This window comes from Pontibacter sp. Tf4, from assembly GCF_014212495.1.
Taxonomy (GTDB): domain Bacteria; phylum Bacteroidota; class Bacteroidia; order Cytophagales; family Hymenobacteraceae; genus Pontibacter.
Genome location: NZ_JACKZC010000003.1, coordinates 259,641 through 278,029, shown reverse-complemented (window position 1 = coordinate 278,029; position 18,389 = coordinate 259,641). Strand labels below are relative to the sequence as shown.

Genomic DNA, 18,389 nt, shown 5'->3' with positions numbered 1-18,389 from the left:
GTTGCCCTTACAAAAATTGACCAAACCCGCTGACCGAATACCCGTAATATAAGAAGTTTCCAATAATCAGGAATTTTAATACTTACGACTTAGTGTACCAGATGCCAGGTTCCTGAAGCCAAAACACCGGCTCAGGCGTCAGAAACACAATACAGCACAAAGCAGGTTGTTTAGCTCAATCTGCACAGAGCACCCTTTACCAAGTAGATTTCAATACTTATGACATATAGTTACAGTTACAGATACATAAGTAGCTATTTTTCTGATATTACCCAGCGTATCCGCCGCAGCATGGCAGGTACAAACAGGCTACAGACCACCCTTGTCGCCCTGACAGCTATTCTCCTCTTGTTAACAACAACTGTTGTGCAGGCAAAATGTCCGCCCGGCATCGTGCACTATTTTCCCCTCGACGAAACCACAGGCAGCACTTATGCCGATAACGTATCGCCGGTCACGGCTTCCTGTACCAGTTGTCCAACGCCGATCAGCAGCATGTTTGCGGGCGCACAGAAATTCAATGGTACTTCTAACGGCCTGATCATCACGGAAAAACAAGGCTTTGAATGGGGCCGCTACGATAGCTTTACTATTGAAATGTGGGTGCAGGTAACAGGCTCAGCGCCGGACAACCGGGTTATCATGGGCCGCAGCGCCAAAGACTCGGGTATGAGCTGGTGGGTAGGCGTGGACCCGGAAGGCTATGCGGTGTTCGAACTATACGACATGCAGCGCAAAGGCTTCTGGATAGAGAAATCGGGAAAAAAGATAAACGACGGCAAGTGGCACCATGTCGTGGTGATGCGCCATGGCATGCACATGCGCAACAGACTGTACATTGATGGCTATAAAGTAGCCGAGTACCGGTACGATTACACCGCTGACTTCCTGAGTGAGGCGCCTGTTACGATCGGTTACCTGGACCTGAGCCATGGGTACCGCTACAATGGTGCTGTAGATGAGATTATAGTTTACAACCGTGCTTTAGAAGAGAACGAAGTACGTGCCAGGTTTGGCGAAGGCGCCAGTGTATACTGCGGTACAAAAACAATTGCTCCAACTATAACATCTGAACCTGTAACATTCGGGGTAGTCGGGCAGCCGTACCTGTACGATGTGCAGGCGACCGGCAATCCGGCTCCTACCTATAGTTTTAACTCAAATCCGCCGGGCATGTCAATCAACGCCTCAACGGGGCAGATAACCTGGACACCTGCAGCTGCCGGGAGGCAGAATGTAACAGTGCTGGTGAAGAACAGCGCCGGCCAGGCAGAGCAGACTTTTACCATTGATGTGAAGAACGCCATCGATAAGAGTGTAGGCCTGCGCCACCACTGGATGTTGCACGAAACCAGCGGCCTTCATTTTAAAGACTATTATACGCCTTACGATGCTACCTGCGAGTCGGGTGCCCGGCCGTCGCCTGTTCCGGGGGTTATATCAGGTGGGCAGCGCTTTAATGGTACCGAAGCCGGACTGGATGTAAAGGAAAGCTACAATTTTAACTGGGACCCTACCGAGAGCTTTACCATAGAACTATGGGCCAGAACCACCACCAACCCTTCTGATAACCAGGTAATGATCGGACGCCAGGCCATGGATTCTGATATGCACTGGTGGATAGGCATCTCAACCACGGGGCAGGCTGTTTTTGACCTGCGCGACCTGCAATGGCAGGGTACTATGGTAGAGAAAAGCGGCCCGAAACTGAATGATGGCAAGTGGCACCAGGTAGTGGCCGTGCGCGATGGCGCTGCCGGCGTGAACAGGCTGTATGTAGATGGCGAAAAAGTAGGGGAGAGCAGTTTCCGGTATCAGAACAGCTTTGCCTCGCTGAGCCCGGTCAATATCGGTTACCTGAACCTGGCCGGCAAATACCGCTACCAGGGCGATCTGGATGAAGTGAAGCTGTTCGGTCGTGCCCTGACTGACGAAGAGATACGCCAAAATTACGAAACGGTGTACGACGGCATTGTGGAGCTCATAAAGTTTGAAGGTGAGTTTGTGAACAACACGGTGCAACTGAACTGGGAAACACAGACCGAAACGGATCTCTCGCATTTTGTAGTGGAAAGGTCTGAGAACGGACTTGATTTTACGGAAATAGGTACGGTGCAGGCTAACGGCTCCAGTTCTGTTTTGCTGGCCTACAACTATACCGATGAGCAACCACTGAAAGGAACCAGTTACTACCGGCTCCGGATCGTGAAAGAAAGCGGTGCTCATACCTTCTCCAACATTGTGATCATTGAGTTTGGCGGTACGGTGCTTTCCAGTTTCTACTTATACCCTAACCCGATACAGCACGGCGATCTGAAGGTAGAAGTAAATAACCTGGTGCCTGATGAAAAGGTAACCTTCATGCTATCGGACCTGTCGGGCAGGCGGATGATGGTAAAAGAGCTGCAGGTAGAAGGAGACGGAACTATAAAACTGACCGAAGTAATACCGGAAACCATGGCCGGCGGGCTGTATATGGTAACTATAGTTACAAAAGCAAAAACACTGAGCAGGAAACTGGTTGTGCTGGACTGACAGCAGCCGTTCTGACTCATCTGAAATAATGGCCTTCCGGGGCCGGAATAGATTTTAACAGGCATGCAGGCAACCGGGCTGTAAGGCTCTGCTGCAAGCCTGTTATTGTGCCTGCCTGTGGCTTTCCGGGCCTCAGGGGTATAAATAAGTGTTAACCATGTAATATTTACGTACGAACTATGAGTAAACTTTACCTGCCAGATCCACGGCCAACACCGATACACAATAAATCTTACAACCTTTATCAGAACTACCGCTCAGCTGTGAAAGCTGCTTCTTTTACCTTACTTGCCTGCCTTTTTTGTTTATTTTCCACTTTCCCGTCTGCTCAAGCACAAAGTTCTGCAGGCCTTCCTGAGGGCTTTATAGAGCAGGAAATAGGCGGCGAATGGAACATGGCCGTGGGTCTGAAATTCTCTAAAGACGGTAAACGGCTGTTTGTCTGGGAAAAAGCCGGTAAAGTCTGGATCGTGGAGAATGGCCAGCGGCTACCGCAACCCGTGCTCGATATCAGCGAAGAAGTAGGTGACTGGGGCGACCATGGCCTGCTAGGTTTTGAGCTGGACCCGAATTTTGAGAGCAATGGCTACATTTACCTGCTTTATGTAGTCGACCGCCACCATCTGTTTCATTATGGAAAAGGCACTTACAACCCTGCCACCAACGAGTACCGCAATGCAACTATAGGCCGTTTAACCCGCTATACCGTTTCCGGTAACAACAAAACGATAGCAGACCCTGCCAGCCGTAAAGTTCTGATAGGTCAGACGCATCAAAACGGTATTCCGATCCTTTTCGAATCACATGGCGTTGGTTCGCTTGCTTTCGGGGAAGATGGTTCGTTGCTGGTTTCGGCTGGCGATGGCGCCTCTGCCGGCGGCCTGGACTATGGCTACATCGAAAACGACCCCTTTGAGCACGCTGTAAAAGATACCTATAACAAACAGGCACTGGCAGATGGCATCATCACGCAGTTAGAAAACATTGGTGCCTACAAATCACAGCAGTTAGAGTCGTATAACGGTAAAATCCTGCGCATCGACCCGGCTACCGGCCGCGGGCTGCAGAGTAACCCGTTCTATGACCCGAAACAACCCGATGCACCTATCTCTAAGGTCTGGGCCCTTGGTTTCCGTAACCCGTTCCGCTTCTCAGTTAAGCCAGGTTCGGGCAGTGCTACCAGTCCGGGCGTACTTTACATCAGCGATACCGGCTGGACATCTTATGAAGAGATAAACGTTGCCGCAAAACCGGGGCTTAACTTCGGGTGGCCCATGTATGAAGGCCTGGAGCAGATGGTGTATTACATGACCTATGACATGGCGAATAAATCAGCTCCGAACCCGCTGTATGGCCAGAATGGCTGCGACCAGCAGTACATGACCTACCAGAATTTACTGCAACAGCCAAAACGTACCGAAGCACCTTATTTTGGTAACTTCTGCGACTGGAACCAACCCATACCAAAGGAATACCCAACGTTTGTGCATGCCCGCCCAGCAATAGAATGGGGTATCGGGAATGGCAACGGTGGTGCCCGGGTAGGTATTTTTAACGGCGAAGATGCAGCCACAGCCATGATCGGCGACGCTAACTCCGGGGTAACAGGGCCGCAGTTTACCGGTAACTCTGCTACAGGCGGTATCTGGTACACCGGCAAAGATTTTCCGGCCGAGTACCAGAACAGTTACTTTTTCGGGGACTATGTAGGCGGCTGGATCAAGGTAGCTACTTTCGATGCTAACCATAAGCTGAAAGCCATCAAGGACTTTAAAGCGAACGATGCTATAGTAGTAGATTTTGCATCGCACCCGGTTACGGGTGGCCTGTACTATATCAACTATGCCTCTAAGGTGGTAAGGGTAATGTACACAGATGGTAACTACCCGCCGGTAGCTGTGGCCAAGGCCGACAAACTATACGGCACCAGCCCGCTTACCGTTAAATTTACAGGCAGCGAATCTACAGATAAAGAAAACAGTGCATTGAGCTACGAGTGGAATTTCGGGGATGGCTCCGCAGTATCAAAAGAAGCTGACCCGACGCACACCTTTACGGCTACAACCCCAAAAACCTTTGACGTTACCCTGAAGGTAACCGACGCGAGCGGTGCCAGTGCAACCGCCAAGGTATCTATAGCTGTTAACAACACACCGCCTGTCGTTAAAATTACCAGCCCTACCACTGATAATAAATACTCTGTACTGGAGCAGACCACTTACAACATGCGGGCAACAGTTACTGATGCAGAACACTCCGGAGACCAGTTGAGCTACGCCTGGCAGGTAGCCCTGCACCATAACACGCACAACCACCCTGAGCCGGTGGATACCCGCAAAGAGACTTCGGCTACCATATCGCCGATAGGTTGCGACGGGGAAGACTATTTTTACCGCTTTACCCTGAAAGTAACCGATGCCGGAGGCCTGTCTGCCACTGATTATGTGGATGTTTACCCGGATTGCAGTGGCGGCGTAGTGCAGGCAGTCAGTCTTTCATCGCCGGCACCGAATGCTGTTTTTGAGGCAGGAAAGGACATACCACTGACTGTTAAGTTTGCCAATGCAAGCCGCAAATGGAGCAAAGTTGTGTATTATGCCGGCAGTACGCAGATTGCCGAGTCCATTACCTCTCCGTTTAACGCTGTCTGGAAAGATGCCCCGAATGGCACGCACAACATTACTGCGCAGGCTACCGACGATGGGGTGCACTTCCAGACCTCTGAAGCGGTGAACATAACAGTAGGCAGCAGCGGTAAAGTAGAACTTCCTAACTGTTTACCAGGCATTGCCCACTACTTCGGGATGGACGAGACCACAACTGACAATGGTATCAGCGATTTTGCATCCGGCTCGGTAGCGTACTGCGAGACATGCCCTGTGCCTGGCGAAGGTAAATTCCATGGCGGATTAACGTTCCAGAACCAGGCTGCAGTCGATCTGAATGACGCCTCCAAGTTTAGCTGGAGCAAGAGCTCGCCGTTCACGATCAGTTTCTGGATGCGCAGCAATACCACAGTGGAGCGTAACTCGGTTATAGTTGGCCGTAATGCCACTACCTCCCAGATGCACTGGTGGATAGGCACAAGTCCGGACGGGCAGGCCATTTTTATGCTGAAAGACCAGAACCACCAGGGCCAGCATATTGGCGAGAAAGGACCGAAGCTGAACGACAATAAATGGCACCTTGTAACCGCTGTGCGCGATGCCGCTACCAATAAGAATATACTTTATGTGGATGGTGTGAAAGTGGATGAAGCGGATGTGGTGTATGAGAACGGCTTTGAAGGGATAGCCCCGCTCAACATCGGCTACCTGCCGGTGGGCGATGGCTACCACTTTACCGGAACCATTGATGAAATGAAGCTATACGAGCGTGCCCTGACTGCTGCTGAGATTACAGCGGAATATAACAACGGCGAAGGTGCCTATTGTGGTACCAATCCACTCGGCACCAAAGACGAGCACAAACTTGACCGCTTCTTCGAAGCTTACCCGAACCCGGCCAGAGCAGGCAGAATAAACCTGTGGATGACCGAGCTGAAGCCAAACCAGGAAATGACGGTTATGCTCACCAACATTACCGGGAAAAAGATACTGCAGAGAAGACTGCATGCTACCCAGGATGGACAGCTGCGCGAGGTAGTGGAAGCTAAAAAACTGAGCCCGGGTCTGTATAACCTTACCCTGATACTGGAGGATGGCACCATCAACCGGAAGATTGTAGTGCTGGAATAAGGACTTGTTTTACACTCCTAAAAGCAGAACTCCGCTACCTGGCCAAAGGGTAGCGGAGTTCTTTGATTTCCGGGTAAGCTATAGTTATAGTTGCAACTATAGTTTGCCGGTTTGTAAGCTATGAAAAAAGGTGTGCCCAGTGAGCACACCCTTTAATAAGTGTTGTGTTATTCTTTCACAACTTTTAGCGATTTGCTATTTCCGTTTGAATCCGTGTACTTCAGGAGATAGATGCCGCTTCTTAAGCGAACTCCCGACAGATCCATTTCCAGTTTGTTGTCTACCAGTTGTGGCGAGCTAACTTTGTAGCGCACGTTGCCATCCTGGGTCATCAGAGCAACTTCCTGTAGTTTTACATTCTCGCTGCCCATATCCAGTGTAAGCACTGTCTTGAACGGGTTCGGATAAGCAGTAGCTTCCGAGAATGTGATGTTTGTATCTTCCGTTGAAGTAGATGCAAGTGTTACTGATCCGGCATCTGTAGTTCCCATCGGCGACAGTCTGTTACCAGCAATTGGTCTTTCCAGGGTGCCATTTGGCAGCTGCCAGCCTACGGCCAGGTTATCGCCACCTTCAACTTCCACGTGCAGCACTTCAATGTAATAGCGCTTGCCTGCTTCCAGCGTGATCTTTGCCGACTGCTGGTTGGTCTGCTTGGTCCACTCACGTGGGTTGGTCCAGCCATTCACCGTTGCAATTCTTACCTTTTTCGCCGGATCTTCTGATGTGCTCAGGTATAGTTCAGCGTTGTTGTCGCCGGCAATCCAGAAAGTGTACTGACCTGAAGCAGGTGCTGTTACATAACCTCTGATGCGCTGGCCATAGTTCTCACCTACATCAGTGCCTGCTTCCAGCAGCGTTAGCTTCTTCGTGCTGTTTGGCGCTTTTGTTAAAGGCAACTGGCTTGGCGACTCTACATTCACGTTGTTCCAGATCTCAGCATAGATCTCACCTGTTACAGATGGAGCAGGCGCTGGAGTCGGAGTTGGTGTAGGAGCTGGAGCTGGTGCCGGCTCAGTTACAACTGGTGCAGTAGTTCCCATTGGCGACAGTCTGTTGCCAGCAATTGGTCTTTCCAGGGTGCCATTTGGCAGCTGCCAGCCTACGGCCAGGTTATCGCCACCTTCAACTTCCACGTGCAGCACTTCAATGTAATAGCGCTTGCCTGCTTCCAGCGTGATCTTTGCCGACTGCTGGTTGGTCTGCTTGGTCCACTCACGTGGGTTGGTCCAGCCATTCACCGTTGCAATTCTTACCTTTTTCGCCGGATCTTCTGATGTGCTCAGGTATAGTTCAGCGTTGTTGTCGCCGGCAATCCAGAAAGTGTACTGACCTGAAGCAGGTGCTGTTACATAACCACGGATACGCTGGCCATAGTTCTCACCAGCATCGGTAGCAGCTTCAAATAGGCTCAGCTCTTTGGTGCTGCTTGGCGTGTTGTTTACCGGGATCTGGCTCGGAGACTCTACGTTCACGTTGTTCCAGATCTCAGAAATGATCTTGCCTGTACCGGTGGTAGATCCTGTTGATGTACCTGGTGCCGGGGTGCTTGCAGTTGGAGCTGTTACGGTAATGTTTGCTGCGGCAGTTGCTTTAGTTGCACCTGCATTGTCGGTAGCTTTTGCAGTGATAGCGTAGCTGCCTGCTGTTGCATTTGACCAGTTGTAAGTATACGGGCTCTTGGTTGATTCACCGATCTTGGTAGTGCCCTGGAAGAACTCTACTTTCGCGATCGTACCATCCGCATCTGTTGCTGTTGCCGTAAGCGTGATAGCTGTGCCGGCTGTAAACGATGCACCTGATTTAGGAGCCGTTAATGTTACACTTGGTGCCTGGTTCGGAGCCGGTGCCGGAGCAGTAGCCGTAGAACCCATAGTTGATAAACGAGTACCAGCAATTGGTCTTTCCTGCGTGCCGTTTGGTAGCTGCCAGCCCACGGCCAGGTTATCGCCACCTTCTACTTCCACGTGCAGTGCTTCAATATAGTAGCGCTTGCCTGCTTCCAGCGTGATCTTTGCCGACTGCTGGTTGGTCTGTTTGGTCCACTCGCGTGGGTTAGTCCAGCCGTTCACTGTCGCAATTCTTACCTTTTTCGCCGGATCTTCTGATGTGCTCAGGTATAGTTCAGCGTTGTTGTCGCCGGCAATCCAGAAAGTGTACTGACCTGAAGCAGGTGCTGTTACATAACCTCTGATGCGCTGGCCATAGTTCTCACCAGCATCGGTAGCAGCTTCAAATAAGCTCAGCTCTTTGGTGCTGCTTGGCGTATTGTTTACCGGGATCTGGCTCGGGGACTCTACGTTCACGTTGTTCCAGATCTCAGCGATGATCTTGCCTGTACCAACAGTTGTACCCGGAGAGGTAGTACCGGTTGATGTTTCAGGAGCTGGCGCAGGGGCCGGAGCAGGAGCTGGTGCAGGTGAGGTAGTAGAACCTGAACCGCCTGATCCGTTAGGACCTAACACGATGCCGTTCTGCTGTAGCTTCTGGTTCCAAAGTGTAAACTCATCTGCCTCTGTCTGGCGGGAGATCGGGTTCGGAAGTGCAGTGTTGTTCGAGAAGCTGGCGTATTCCTGTACCGAGATATCGTTACGGTTGTTTTCCCAGCCCCACGCTACAATACCCATCACGTTGTTGTCAACCGAGTTATTGAAGGTTGTGTTCTTCTTGTAATAGTCGTTGCTCCAGTAGCCTGAAGTGTACATGTTGTACTTCGAGCCATCGGCAAAGGTAGCGGCGTTTACCGCACGGTTGTGGTGATAGCGCAGGTTGTTACCGCCTGCCATACCCATAGAGTAGTTACCAAGGCCCACCAGGTGGTTGCCATACGCTTCTACGTAAGCAGGAGCTACGTTAATATCGCCGTCGCCGTCAGTAATGATACCACCACCAGAGTAGTTGGAACCATTTGCCGGGATCGGGTAAGCACCCTGAATATAGTTATTGTGGATCTTGATAGGAGAGTCAGATGTACCCTGTGTGTTGTAGATGTTGATGTTATCTTCTACAAGCGAGTTGTTTGGCTCGTTGATCACCTGGTTCCAGCCGATCTCCGCGTGGCGGATCTTGCCTTTAAAGTTAAGACCTACGAAGTTGGTAAGCGAATGCTGACCATTGTAAACACGGCCGTCGATGTTCTTAACCTTGTTATAACGGATCTTGATCGTTTCGCTGGCTGTACCATTACCGGTATAGTTTGTTGCGATCTCGATACCTGCTGTATGCTCCATGTAGTTGTTCTCCACAACCACGTTCTTGAAGTTATCTACAGTCAGGAAGCGGCGAGACTTCACATAATCGCGGTAAGGGCCAGGAGTAATACCGTACCCGTTTGAGTGGCGAACTGTAATGTTACAGTTGTAGCCCCAGCTCTTGATCAGGTAACCTGCACCACGGATGTTGGAATGTTCGATGATAACTGGCTCTGAAGTTCTCACTTCGATAGCAGGAACTTCAGAGTCTCTTGATTCCCAGTTACCTTTATAGGTACCACCTTTAGTAATTACAAGCGGCCCGCTGTAGGTTTGGGCATTTGCAAGAGATGGCATTAACACATACACTAGAACGGAGAGTAAAAGGGCAAACAAGGTCCTGCCAGCCCCCTTTTTTTGGGAGGTTAGTGTATTCATTTTCTTTGGCTAAAAGTTGAAAAATGTAAATTATCTAATGTTTGAGCTCTTTCAGATAATGCAGTGTCACCTTTGGCAATTCGACCTTACACTATCAGCTCTTCTTAATGTTGATGTTTCAGTAAGCGTGTAAACTTTAAATGATTAATAAATAAGATGTTGCAAATATAAAGATGAAAACTTTTGAAATGCTACACTTTGCGATTCTTTTTCTGAATAAAATTATAATCGGCGGGTAAATTCATATCTGATTATTATGTTAAAAATGCCTTTTGTAAGCTTAGAAGCTGTTTTATGGTTTTTTATAAGGTTGCAAATATTTTAAAAAACTTTATAAAATCATATTTGTATAAAATTGATTAGTTTATTTAAGTTCTTGAAAATGTTACACAATAAATTATATTAAACAATGCTAATATTTGTACTTTGCCTGAAAGTTAAACCAAAATAACGGGACTTTACCTACGAAAGTATCGGGTGTGGATAAATAATTGAATTGTATATTACTAAGTTGGTATATATAGATGAAACTATATCGGCAGGTATGGAGAGGCTGTAACTATAAAGGCTACCCGAACAGGTGGCCTTTATAGTTGAGAAGAAGAAAGCAGTAAATTTAACCTTCTTTTACGACAGCAAAATCGGCAGGAGTTACCTTTTTGGTAGCAGTATCCAAAGTGCAAAGCGGGGTTTCACCGTAAAAGGAGGCCCACATGGTAAAGGTGCTTGGCGGCCCGATCAGGTAATCGCACTGAGACAGGCAGTAAAGGTCAACTATAAAATGGCGGTCGCCGGTCACGATGTTGATGCCCTTATAGTTGTCGGTATTGATTTTTTCGTTGGAGCAGATGAGAAATACGCAGGTTTTGTTCTCTTGGGCAAATAGCTCCATCAGTTCGCGCATCTTAGCGGCATATACCTCGTCTTCGTAGTACCAGCAGCCATTCAGGAAGGTTTTATAGTCGCCACGGCGGATGTGTACCCCAATAACCACATCGCCAAGCTGCCGGCAGTGCGCCATTGTTTTCTCAATTTCTTCCTGGTATTCGGGCACAGGCGTAAAGATCTCGCGTAGCACCGGCGCATGTTTCTGGAAGTTCCTGAAATCGCGGTACAGCCAGCCATCTATAAACGTAAGTCTCTTTTTAGCTGAGTCCACAAACTCGGGGTCGTTCATATCATAGCACACATCCTGTTTGTCGTAGTCCTGCACATCATGGAAGTGGTAAAGAGGCGTTTTCTTCAGCGGGTTTACCAGTACTTTGCCCATCCCAAGCATCGATTTCCGAATCAAACCGTCCAGTTTGTCGGCAGGCGTTATCTGGGTGCTGATCTTCAGCCCGTTGAAGTTGTTGGAAGAAGTGCTGGTGAAAAACTGCTTATAGTCGTTGAATGATGGGTTTATGAGCGTATAGTTGTATTCGATACTATTCGAGATAAAATGCGCAAAATGGAAAAGTCTGTTTGCCAGCTGCCCGGCTTTATAATTTACTATAACCATAGTCAGGGTGATTAGTAGGGTTGATGTTTTCGCAGTAGTTTATACTTGTAACTGTTGCTTTTGTTGTGTTCCGGAACGTAGGGCATCAGCCTTTTGCCGGACCAGGCCGGATGGCCTTCTGCCGTAATTTCTGTTGCCAGGCACGGTACTCTTCTTTCTCCAGCGATTTGGTTACTTCGCCTTTTATAAAATGGTTGAGGGAGCGCTGGTCCTTTACTTTCAGGCTATCCAGGAACTCGTTGCGCCAGCCGCCATTGTGGCCAACCACTGCCAGTGTGTTGTTCTGTACTTCCACATTGTACGTGCTTTTCATCTTATAAAGGTCCTTCACCCAGATGCCGCTGGTCCAGAAAGGATAGCGTTTTCCGTTCTCAAAAACGCCGGCAACTATAGCTGTGTTGTCATACACTTTAATGTTATTGCCACTTGCCACGCCAATGCAGTAATTCCCAAGTCCTACCAACTGGTTCCGGTAAATTTCGAGGTAAGCGGTAGATTTGGTGCTGTCAGTTTTAGGAGAATCCGAAATGATGCCGCCGCCCGAGTAATCGGTTGCAGTAGCCGGTAAAGGGTAAGCGCCCTGTATATAGTTGTTGTGGATACGGATCGGGGAATCGGGGGTACCGCGCGTGTTATAGATGTTGATATTGTCTTCTACAATAGAGTTGTCGGGCTCATTTATTACTTCATTCCAGGCTATTTCGGCGTGGCGGATAGGGTTCCGGAAGTTAAGTCCTACAAAGTTTACGGTTACCACACTGTCATAGATCCGGCCATCAATATTCTTGACCTTGTTGTACAGGATCTTGATGGTTTCGTTTTCAGAGCCGTTGCCCAGATATTCTACTGATACATTAATGCCGGCTGTGTTCTCCAGATAGCAGTTTTCTACCACCACATTCTTAAATACATCGGCTGTTACAAAGTAGCGCGGTTTGGTATATTCTTTCCAGGGAGTGGGAGGCAGGCCGAAGCCTTCGGTGTTGCGCACGGTCAGGTTGCAGGCATAGCCCCAGCTTTTAATCAGGTAGCCCGCCCCTCTAACTATAGAATTCTCGATGATAACCGGTTCTGAGGTCTGGATATCTACTGCCGGTATTTCAGAATCGTACGATGCCCAGTTGCCGGAATAGGTGCCGCCTTTCGTGATGACGATGGTCTGGTTTGTTTTAGGTTGGGTAAGGATAGCCTCTTTTTGCCCTGGCTGCAGCAGAAAGTATAAGCTGGTAACTATAGCCGCGAGGGCAGCTATAGTTATCAGTGATCTATAGTTGGTATAGTTCGCCATAATAGGTGAGATGCTGTTACCAACACGGTGATACATAAGTTTTATAGTTTAATGTACCAGATACCCGAAAATACGGCGGGCCACCCCATTTACCAGGTAGTATGGTATATACGGTGTTGGGCAGTTCTTTAACGTAAAGCGGGTGAAATCGCGCAGGTTGCCGCCGCCTTTTATATCAAACAGGTGGTTGTAAAAGTTCTTCAGCGATTTTTCTTTGCGGTTTTTGCGCTCGCCGCTCTCTTCGGGGTAGGTGTATAGTTTGGCGTCGTAGTTCACGTATAGTTCAAAGCCGTTGCGTAGGGCAGTGTGCGTATAATCGTAATCGGCTACGTAATGCGGGAAGCGGTCCTGGTCGAACAGGCCGATCTTTTCTATCACAGCGCGCGGAATAAGTAGGCCTCGGCCCGGCAACTGCGATACCGCATGCAAACCTGTCTGTTTCTCTTTTGGCAGTTCATCCAGCAGGTAACGTACTTTGTTGCGCTTAAAATCGATGATCTCGCCGCCACAGAACGGTTCGCGGGTAACGGCATCCATCTCCAGGGCACCAATCACCGCATTCGGTTTCTGCCGGATCCACTTGTAGGTATTCTCGATAAAATCTTCAGCTACTTCCAGGTCGTTGTTCAGGGTCATTACATACTCGGCCCCGTGCTGCAGTGCGTGTTTCAGGCCCATGTTCACGCTGGCTGTCCAGAACAGGTTGCCATCTCCGAAAAGCACTTTTACCTCCGGAAATTCTTCGCGCAGCATATCGGCCGTACCATCTGTAGAGCCATCGTCTACTACTATAACAGTATAGTTCTGGTTAGTGCCTCGCTTCAGCGACAACAAACATTCGCGGGTAAAATTCTTACGATTGAAAACAGGTATTACTATATGGATCATGTCGGGTTAAGGGTAATTAGGGTTGAACAGGTAGTTCTGTGGGTTTAGCTTGGGTATACTTACTATAAAGGCCGGCAATATGTTCTGTTTTTAAGGTCCAGGTTTGGGTTTTTGCAAACGCATAACCGTTGCGGCCCATTTCTTCGCGCAGCATCGGGTTATCGTATAGTTGCTCCACAGCCTTTGCCAGCGCTTTGCAGGTTTGGACAGGGTTGGTGACAGGTACTTTTATACCTGCGCTATCAGGCACCAGATTTTTACCACCGTGCAGGTCCAGTGTTACCACAGGTAGCCCATAGGCCATGGCTTCCAAAAACTGAGCAGGAGAAGAATCGCGCAAGCTGCAGAACAGGAACAGGTCGCTCTCGGTGTAAGCGCGTTTTACTTCTTCCCACGGCACCTGGCCTTTCCAGTCTACTTTGCCTTGCAGGTTGTTTTCAGCTATCCATTGCGGCACCATGTCGCGCATCGGGCCATCGCCGAGTATAGTCAACTTAAACGGTACATCCGGACGAACATGTTTCAGGGCTTCCAGTACTACCGGTAATCCCTTGCGGGCGAACAGGCGGCCTACCCATAGTATGTTCAGTACTTCTTTAGGTTCACGAACAGGGTATTCTGAGGGGTAAAAGCTCTCCGGCAGGCTGGTGTCTAGGAACATCTGCGGGTTTAATGCGCTGGCCTTGGCTGCCATATCGTAGGTGTCCTGGTTAGTGGTAAGTACCAGCGATGCCCGTTGCATGGTTTTCTTTACGTCCGGGTTCACAGCCAGCAACAGTTTACTGATCCAGGAGCGGATGACTTCTTCTTTCCAACTGCTATAAAAATATTTTTTAAAAGCTTTAGGTGCTTCCTGTCCGCCACCACATGGCCCGAAAATGAGCGGTTTATTTAGTTTCCAGAGAGCTGTGCCAAGCTGCAGGCTACCAATCGTTGCATGGTGTACCAGGTCAAAATCTATAGTTCTGTCCAGCTCTTTGGCTTTGCGGTAAGCATACTGCTGCCAGGCGATGTAATGGAAGTAAAAACCCAGATGGTATTCAAAGGCTTTGTCGATCCAGGAGGGCAGCTCTACAAACACGATGTGAAGGTTAGGCATGGCCAGCCTTTCTACCTCAGCTTCTATGGCGGCGCGGCCTTCTATAGTTGTGAGGCACCATACTTCGTGGCCCAGTTTAGCAGTGTTCAGTGCCCAGTTCCAGCCGTTGCCCAGTTCGGTGCCACGGTGCGGTTCGCAGGCGTATGCCGATAAAAGTACTTTCATGGCTTACAGACTAAAATTGAACAACGCTTTTAACTTGGCACTGGCCTTGTCGCGCATCATGCGGTTAAAGTAGCGGCGGTCCGATTCCTGGTCGCGAATAACAAATCGCGGGTGGCGCAACGGAAAACTGATCTCGTTCTCGCGTATTTTGGCCTTCTCCTCAAACTGGTTAAAGGTGTGCGTGGCATCTTCGCCGAAACCAATGTTGCTCACCAGGTTCACTTCCGGCACAATGCAAAGACCGGAGTTAGAGTACACGGTAAATTCCCATTGGTAATCCCATACATCGCCTTTCTGCAGGTTGGCTATAGTTTCCTCTATCTTACTTAAGCGGTAGGTTTCTTCAAATTTGTTCAGGAAGATGCCGTTCAGGTAGCCTTTGTTTTTAAGCTCCGGGTAATTGCCCAGGTTGAAGTCGTATAGTTGCCAGGCACGGCGCCAGGTTGCCCAGCCCCAGCTGTTCACTTTGTTAGAGAAGTAATAAGAGTAATCTGAGTCTCGTTGCCAGCCGTTCAGGTAGTTGTTGCCACTGATGTGCATTACACGGGTATCGTTTTTATATTTCTCCAGCAGTTCCTGGCAGAACCAGAAAAAGCTTTTTGATGGCACACAGTCATCTTCCAGTATAATACCGGTTTCTTCGTGCTCGAAAAGCCAGGTGATCGCGCTGGATGGAGCCACGCCACAGCCTAAGTTCTGCTCTCTGAAAAGTGTTTTTACTTCGCAGTCCCAGTCCACCTGCTCAATTACGGCGCGGGCTTCGGCGCAGCGCACGGCATCGGTTTCATGGCCCGGACGCGGACCATCGGCGGCAACGTATAGTTTCTTTGGTTTTACCTGACGTATGCGGTCCAATACTTTTTGCGTAGTATGTGCCCTGTTAAAAATGATCAGAAGCACCGGGGTGTCTAAGGGTTGTTGTGTATAGTTGGTAGATGTTTGCATAGTAATAAGGGTTGTCATCTAAAAGTACCCGCACGCTACAAACCTATAGTTGTTAGTGCGAGACCAGTCTTTGTTTCAGTGCCAGCAGCGCACGCTTTTTACGGGCAGCAAATTCTTTTAAATAAGATATGTTCTCTGGCTCATCTTCCTCGAGCAGCACAATGGTTAGCCCGAGTATCCCATAGTAATACGCTGGAAGTATATAAGAGATACCAAATACAAAGCCGCTGATGATAAACGCGATCATGATGATCTGGTTTTCGTTCAGGCGCTTTACCCGCAACGCTTTCCAGATAGCATAAAACGCCTGCCATAAAAACAGCGATAAACCAAGCAAACCGGCGTAGAACAGCACATCCACATAAAAACTATGGAAGAAGTGGCCATACCCGTCTTCAAAAACAGGCTTGTCAATGTCGTCGCGGTAAAACTGGATGGGTAGCTCAAACCCCTCGAAGCGCATCCCCATAAACAAGTTCTCTTTTATAAAAGGGAGGTAAGACATCCACTGGTTGTAGCGCCAGCTGCCGGTACCCTGTTTATCAAAATTTTCGATATCCGAGAAGTTCTCCATGATCTTGGTGATGATCTCGGGGTGCATGGAGAACAGGAAGGCACTGCTGGCCAGAGCACCCGCTACGATGATGCCAATGATAGGAAGAATCTTACCGATACCGATAGGTGTATTGGTTTTGAAACGGAACAGCAGGTAGTAAACCCCCAGAACTATAGCCGTACAAACCCACACGGTGCGGTGCTGGAAAAAGAAAATAGTGAGCAGCACAAAAAAGGCCATCGGCAAACTATACCATTTGGCTTTAAAGAAATACTGTGTCAGGAAATACAGAAAAGGTATAATAAGCATGTACACCGATGTGGAATGCACGCCGCGCTCGTGGTGTGTGAACGAAGAGATGCTAAGGGCATCTGGGTTCACCACAAGTACGTTTAACCAGAAACCGCCCAGTATAAAGAACACCAGGTGGTGCATTTTTACGTAATTGTTCCCTTTATAGTAGGTATAGATGAAAAGCGAGTAAAAAAAGATCATCACCTTCAGGAACACGTGCGGGTATACAAAAAAGGTGCTGTATTTATAGTATGATTCCAGCGACAGGCCAAAAAGGTACAGGGCAGTTAAAAAGAAAGCCCACTTCATTGGCACCGACATCCGTTGGAAGAACAGGGCACTATACACAATAGCGATACCGGCTATGAGCTTGGCCGAAGAGCTGATGAGCGTGCCACCACCGCTCGCACTGTTGGGCGCCAGTAGCTCCATAAACAGGTTGTCCAGCAGGAAAATAAGCACCAGCGGGAGCAGGAATAAGAATGTATAGTTCAGCTTCATCGGGCTACAATATAGTAGTAGGGTCAGGCGCTCAGGCGGCGGCCGGGTACAGGCTCATACGGCTCCTGGGCAGGCACCAGCTTACGGCCGAGCACACGGCCAAACAGGGCAAGGTGCTGCTGCAGCACTACATCTTCAGAGAAATTTGCTTTGGCATACTGTTTTGCGTAGCGTACGGTTTCCTGCCATAGTTGTTCGTCTTCCAGCAGTTTTATAGTACAGTTCGCCATTGCCTCCGGCGAAGTAACATCGCAGAGCTGGCCTGCTTTGCCGTGTGCCAGCAGTTCCGGCACAAAACCACTGTTTTCACCGCCTACCACAGGTGTACCTGCCACCATGGCTTCCAGCACCGCCATTCCAAACGATTCTTCATACGACGGATGTACCAGCACTTTGGCACCGGCAATCTCTTTTACCACGTCATCAAACTCCAGGCAACCTATAAACTTCACACCATCGGCAATACCCAGTTGTTTGGCGTATTGGTGTGCCAGTCCATTTTCTTCCATTTCCACACCCACTAAATGGTATTCGAGGTCGGGGAAGCGGGCGCGCACTTTGGCAAAGGCCTGCAGGCTGCCGTGTATGTTTTTGCGTTTGGTAAAGCCCTGCACCACCGACACGATATAGTTGCCCTTCACAGGAATGGTTTTGCTTATCTTTTCAATTTCAGGGGTATAAAAGTTGTTTATAGTTACAGTTTTTGCTTTCTCCGCCGATGCAAGCAAACTATAGGTATAGTTGGAATTGGCTACCAGGTACTCGGCTTTGCTCACCGATCTATAGTTCATCATCCAGCGCACAAACCGGAACACATCGGGCTGCTTCAACAGTATCTTCAGGGCTACATCATGAATGTTGACCACTGCAGGTATATTGCTCCTCAGAGCAGCCAAGGCATATTCGTATGTCCAGAAGGCACTGATGATATCGGCAGGGTAGGCCGCTATCATTTTGCGCAGTTCAGCGATCTCGTAATTAAAGAAACGGCGCCCTGGTTTTGGCTTCACCGTGCTGATACAAATGGTAAGGTTGCCGCTTTGCAGCACTTTAGGTTCCTGCAGCACCGGCGAATTGGTATAGCCAATAACTTTATAGCCTCTTTTTAGCAGAGCATTTATAAAATGAGACGTCAGCGGAAAAGCGTTCGTCTCGGGCAGTTCTTCGTGTTTTAAGTCCCAGTCCAGTAGATTCAGGCCTATAGGTCCGCAGACCCCAATAGTTAACTCCATAGTTTGTATACCTTCCTGC

The 18,389-nt window shown here is 49.0% G+C and carries 10 protein-coding genes; 2 read left to right on the top strand and 8 right to left on the bottom strand.

Translation table 11 applies throughout. The features are described from left to right. The first annotated feature begins 219 nt into the window (after positions 1–219). The gene (locus H7F15_RS06690) at positions 220–2,535 is read left to right on the top strand and encodes a LamG-like jellyroll fold domain-containing protein (RefSeq protein WP_185196184.1); all 2,316 of its coding nucleotides are present in this window, start codon (positions 220–222) and stop codon (positions 2,533–2,535) included. A gap of 179 nt (positions 2,536–2,714) precedes the next feature. After that, positions 2,715–6,272, top strand: a complete 3,558-nt coding sequence (locus H7F15_RS06685) for a LamG-like jellyroll fold domain-containing protein (protein WP_185196183.1) — start codon at positions 2,715–2,717, stop codon at positions 6,270–6,272. 167 nt (positions 6,273–6,439) lie between these two features. Here the strand turns inward: H7F15_RS06685 and H7F15_RS06680 are convergent, their stop codons facing one another. From H7F15_RS06680 to H7F15_RS06645, 8 genes are all read right to left on the bottom strand, one after another. Beyond that, positions 6,440–9,820, bottom strand: coding sequence for a PA14 domain-containing protein (locus tag H7F15_RS06680; RefSeq protein ID WP_185196182.1), 3,381 nt, complete (start codon positions 9,818–9,820; stop codon positions 6,440–6,442). Positions 9,821–10,517: 697 nt separating this feature from the next. After that, positions 10,518–11,402 carry an alpha-1,2-fucosyltransferase gene (locus H7F15_RS06675; protein ID WP_185196181.1) on the bottom strand — a complete coding sequence of 295 codons (885 nt, stop codon included), beginning with the start codon at positions 11,400–11,402 and terminating at the stop codon, positions 10,518–10,520. A gap of 85 nt (positions 11,403–11,487) precedes the next feature. Further along, complete coding sequence (locus H7F15_RS06670) at positions 11,488–12,726, bottom strand: glycosyl hydrolase (protein ID WP_255481124.1); 1,239 nt, start codon at positions 12,724–12,726, stop codon at positions 11,488–11,490. A gap of 12 nt (positions 12,727–12,738) precedes the next feature. Further along, a complete protein-coding gene (locus H7F15_RS06665; protein ID WP_185196180.1) occupies positions 12,739–13,578 on the bottom strand; it encodes a glycosyltransferase family 2 protein in 840 nt (279 codons plus the stop codon). 16 nt (positions 13,579–13,594) lie between these two features. Further along, positions 13,595–14,842 carry a glycosyltransferase family 4 protein gene (locus tag H7F15_RS06660; protein ID WP_185196179.1) on the bottom strand — a complete coding sequence of 416 codons (1,248 nt, stop codon included), beginning with the start codon at positions 14,840–14,842 and terminating at the stop codon, positions 13,595–13,597. 3 nt (positions 14,843–14,845) lie between these two features. Then, positions 14,846–15,787, bottom strand: a complete 942-nt coding sequence (locus H7F15_RS06655) for a nucleotide-diphospho-sugar transferase (protein WP_185196178.1) — start codon at positions 15,785–15,787, stop codon at positions 14,846–14,848. Between the two features lie 52 nt (positions 15,788–15,839). Next, positions 15,840–17,138 carry an O-antigen ligase gene (locus H7F15_RS06650; protein WP_185196177.1) on the bottom strand — a complete coding sequence of 433 codons (1,299 nt, stop codon included), beginning with the start codon at positions 17,136–17,138 and terminating at the stop codon, positions 15,840–15,842. Positions 17,139–17,161: 23 nt separating this feature from the next. Beyond that, on the bottom strand, positions 17,162–18,370 hold the full coding sequence (locus H7F15_RS06645) for a glycosyltransferase family 4 protein (protein ID WP_185196176.1): 1,209 nt from the start codon (positions 18,368–18,370) through the stop codon (positions 17,162–17,164). Positions 18,371–18,389: the final 19 nt, after the last annotated feature.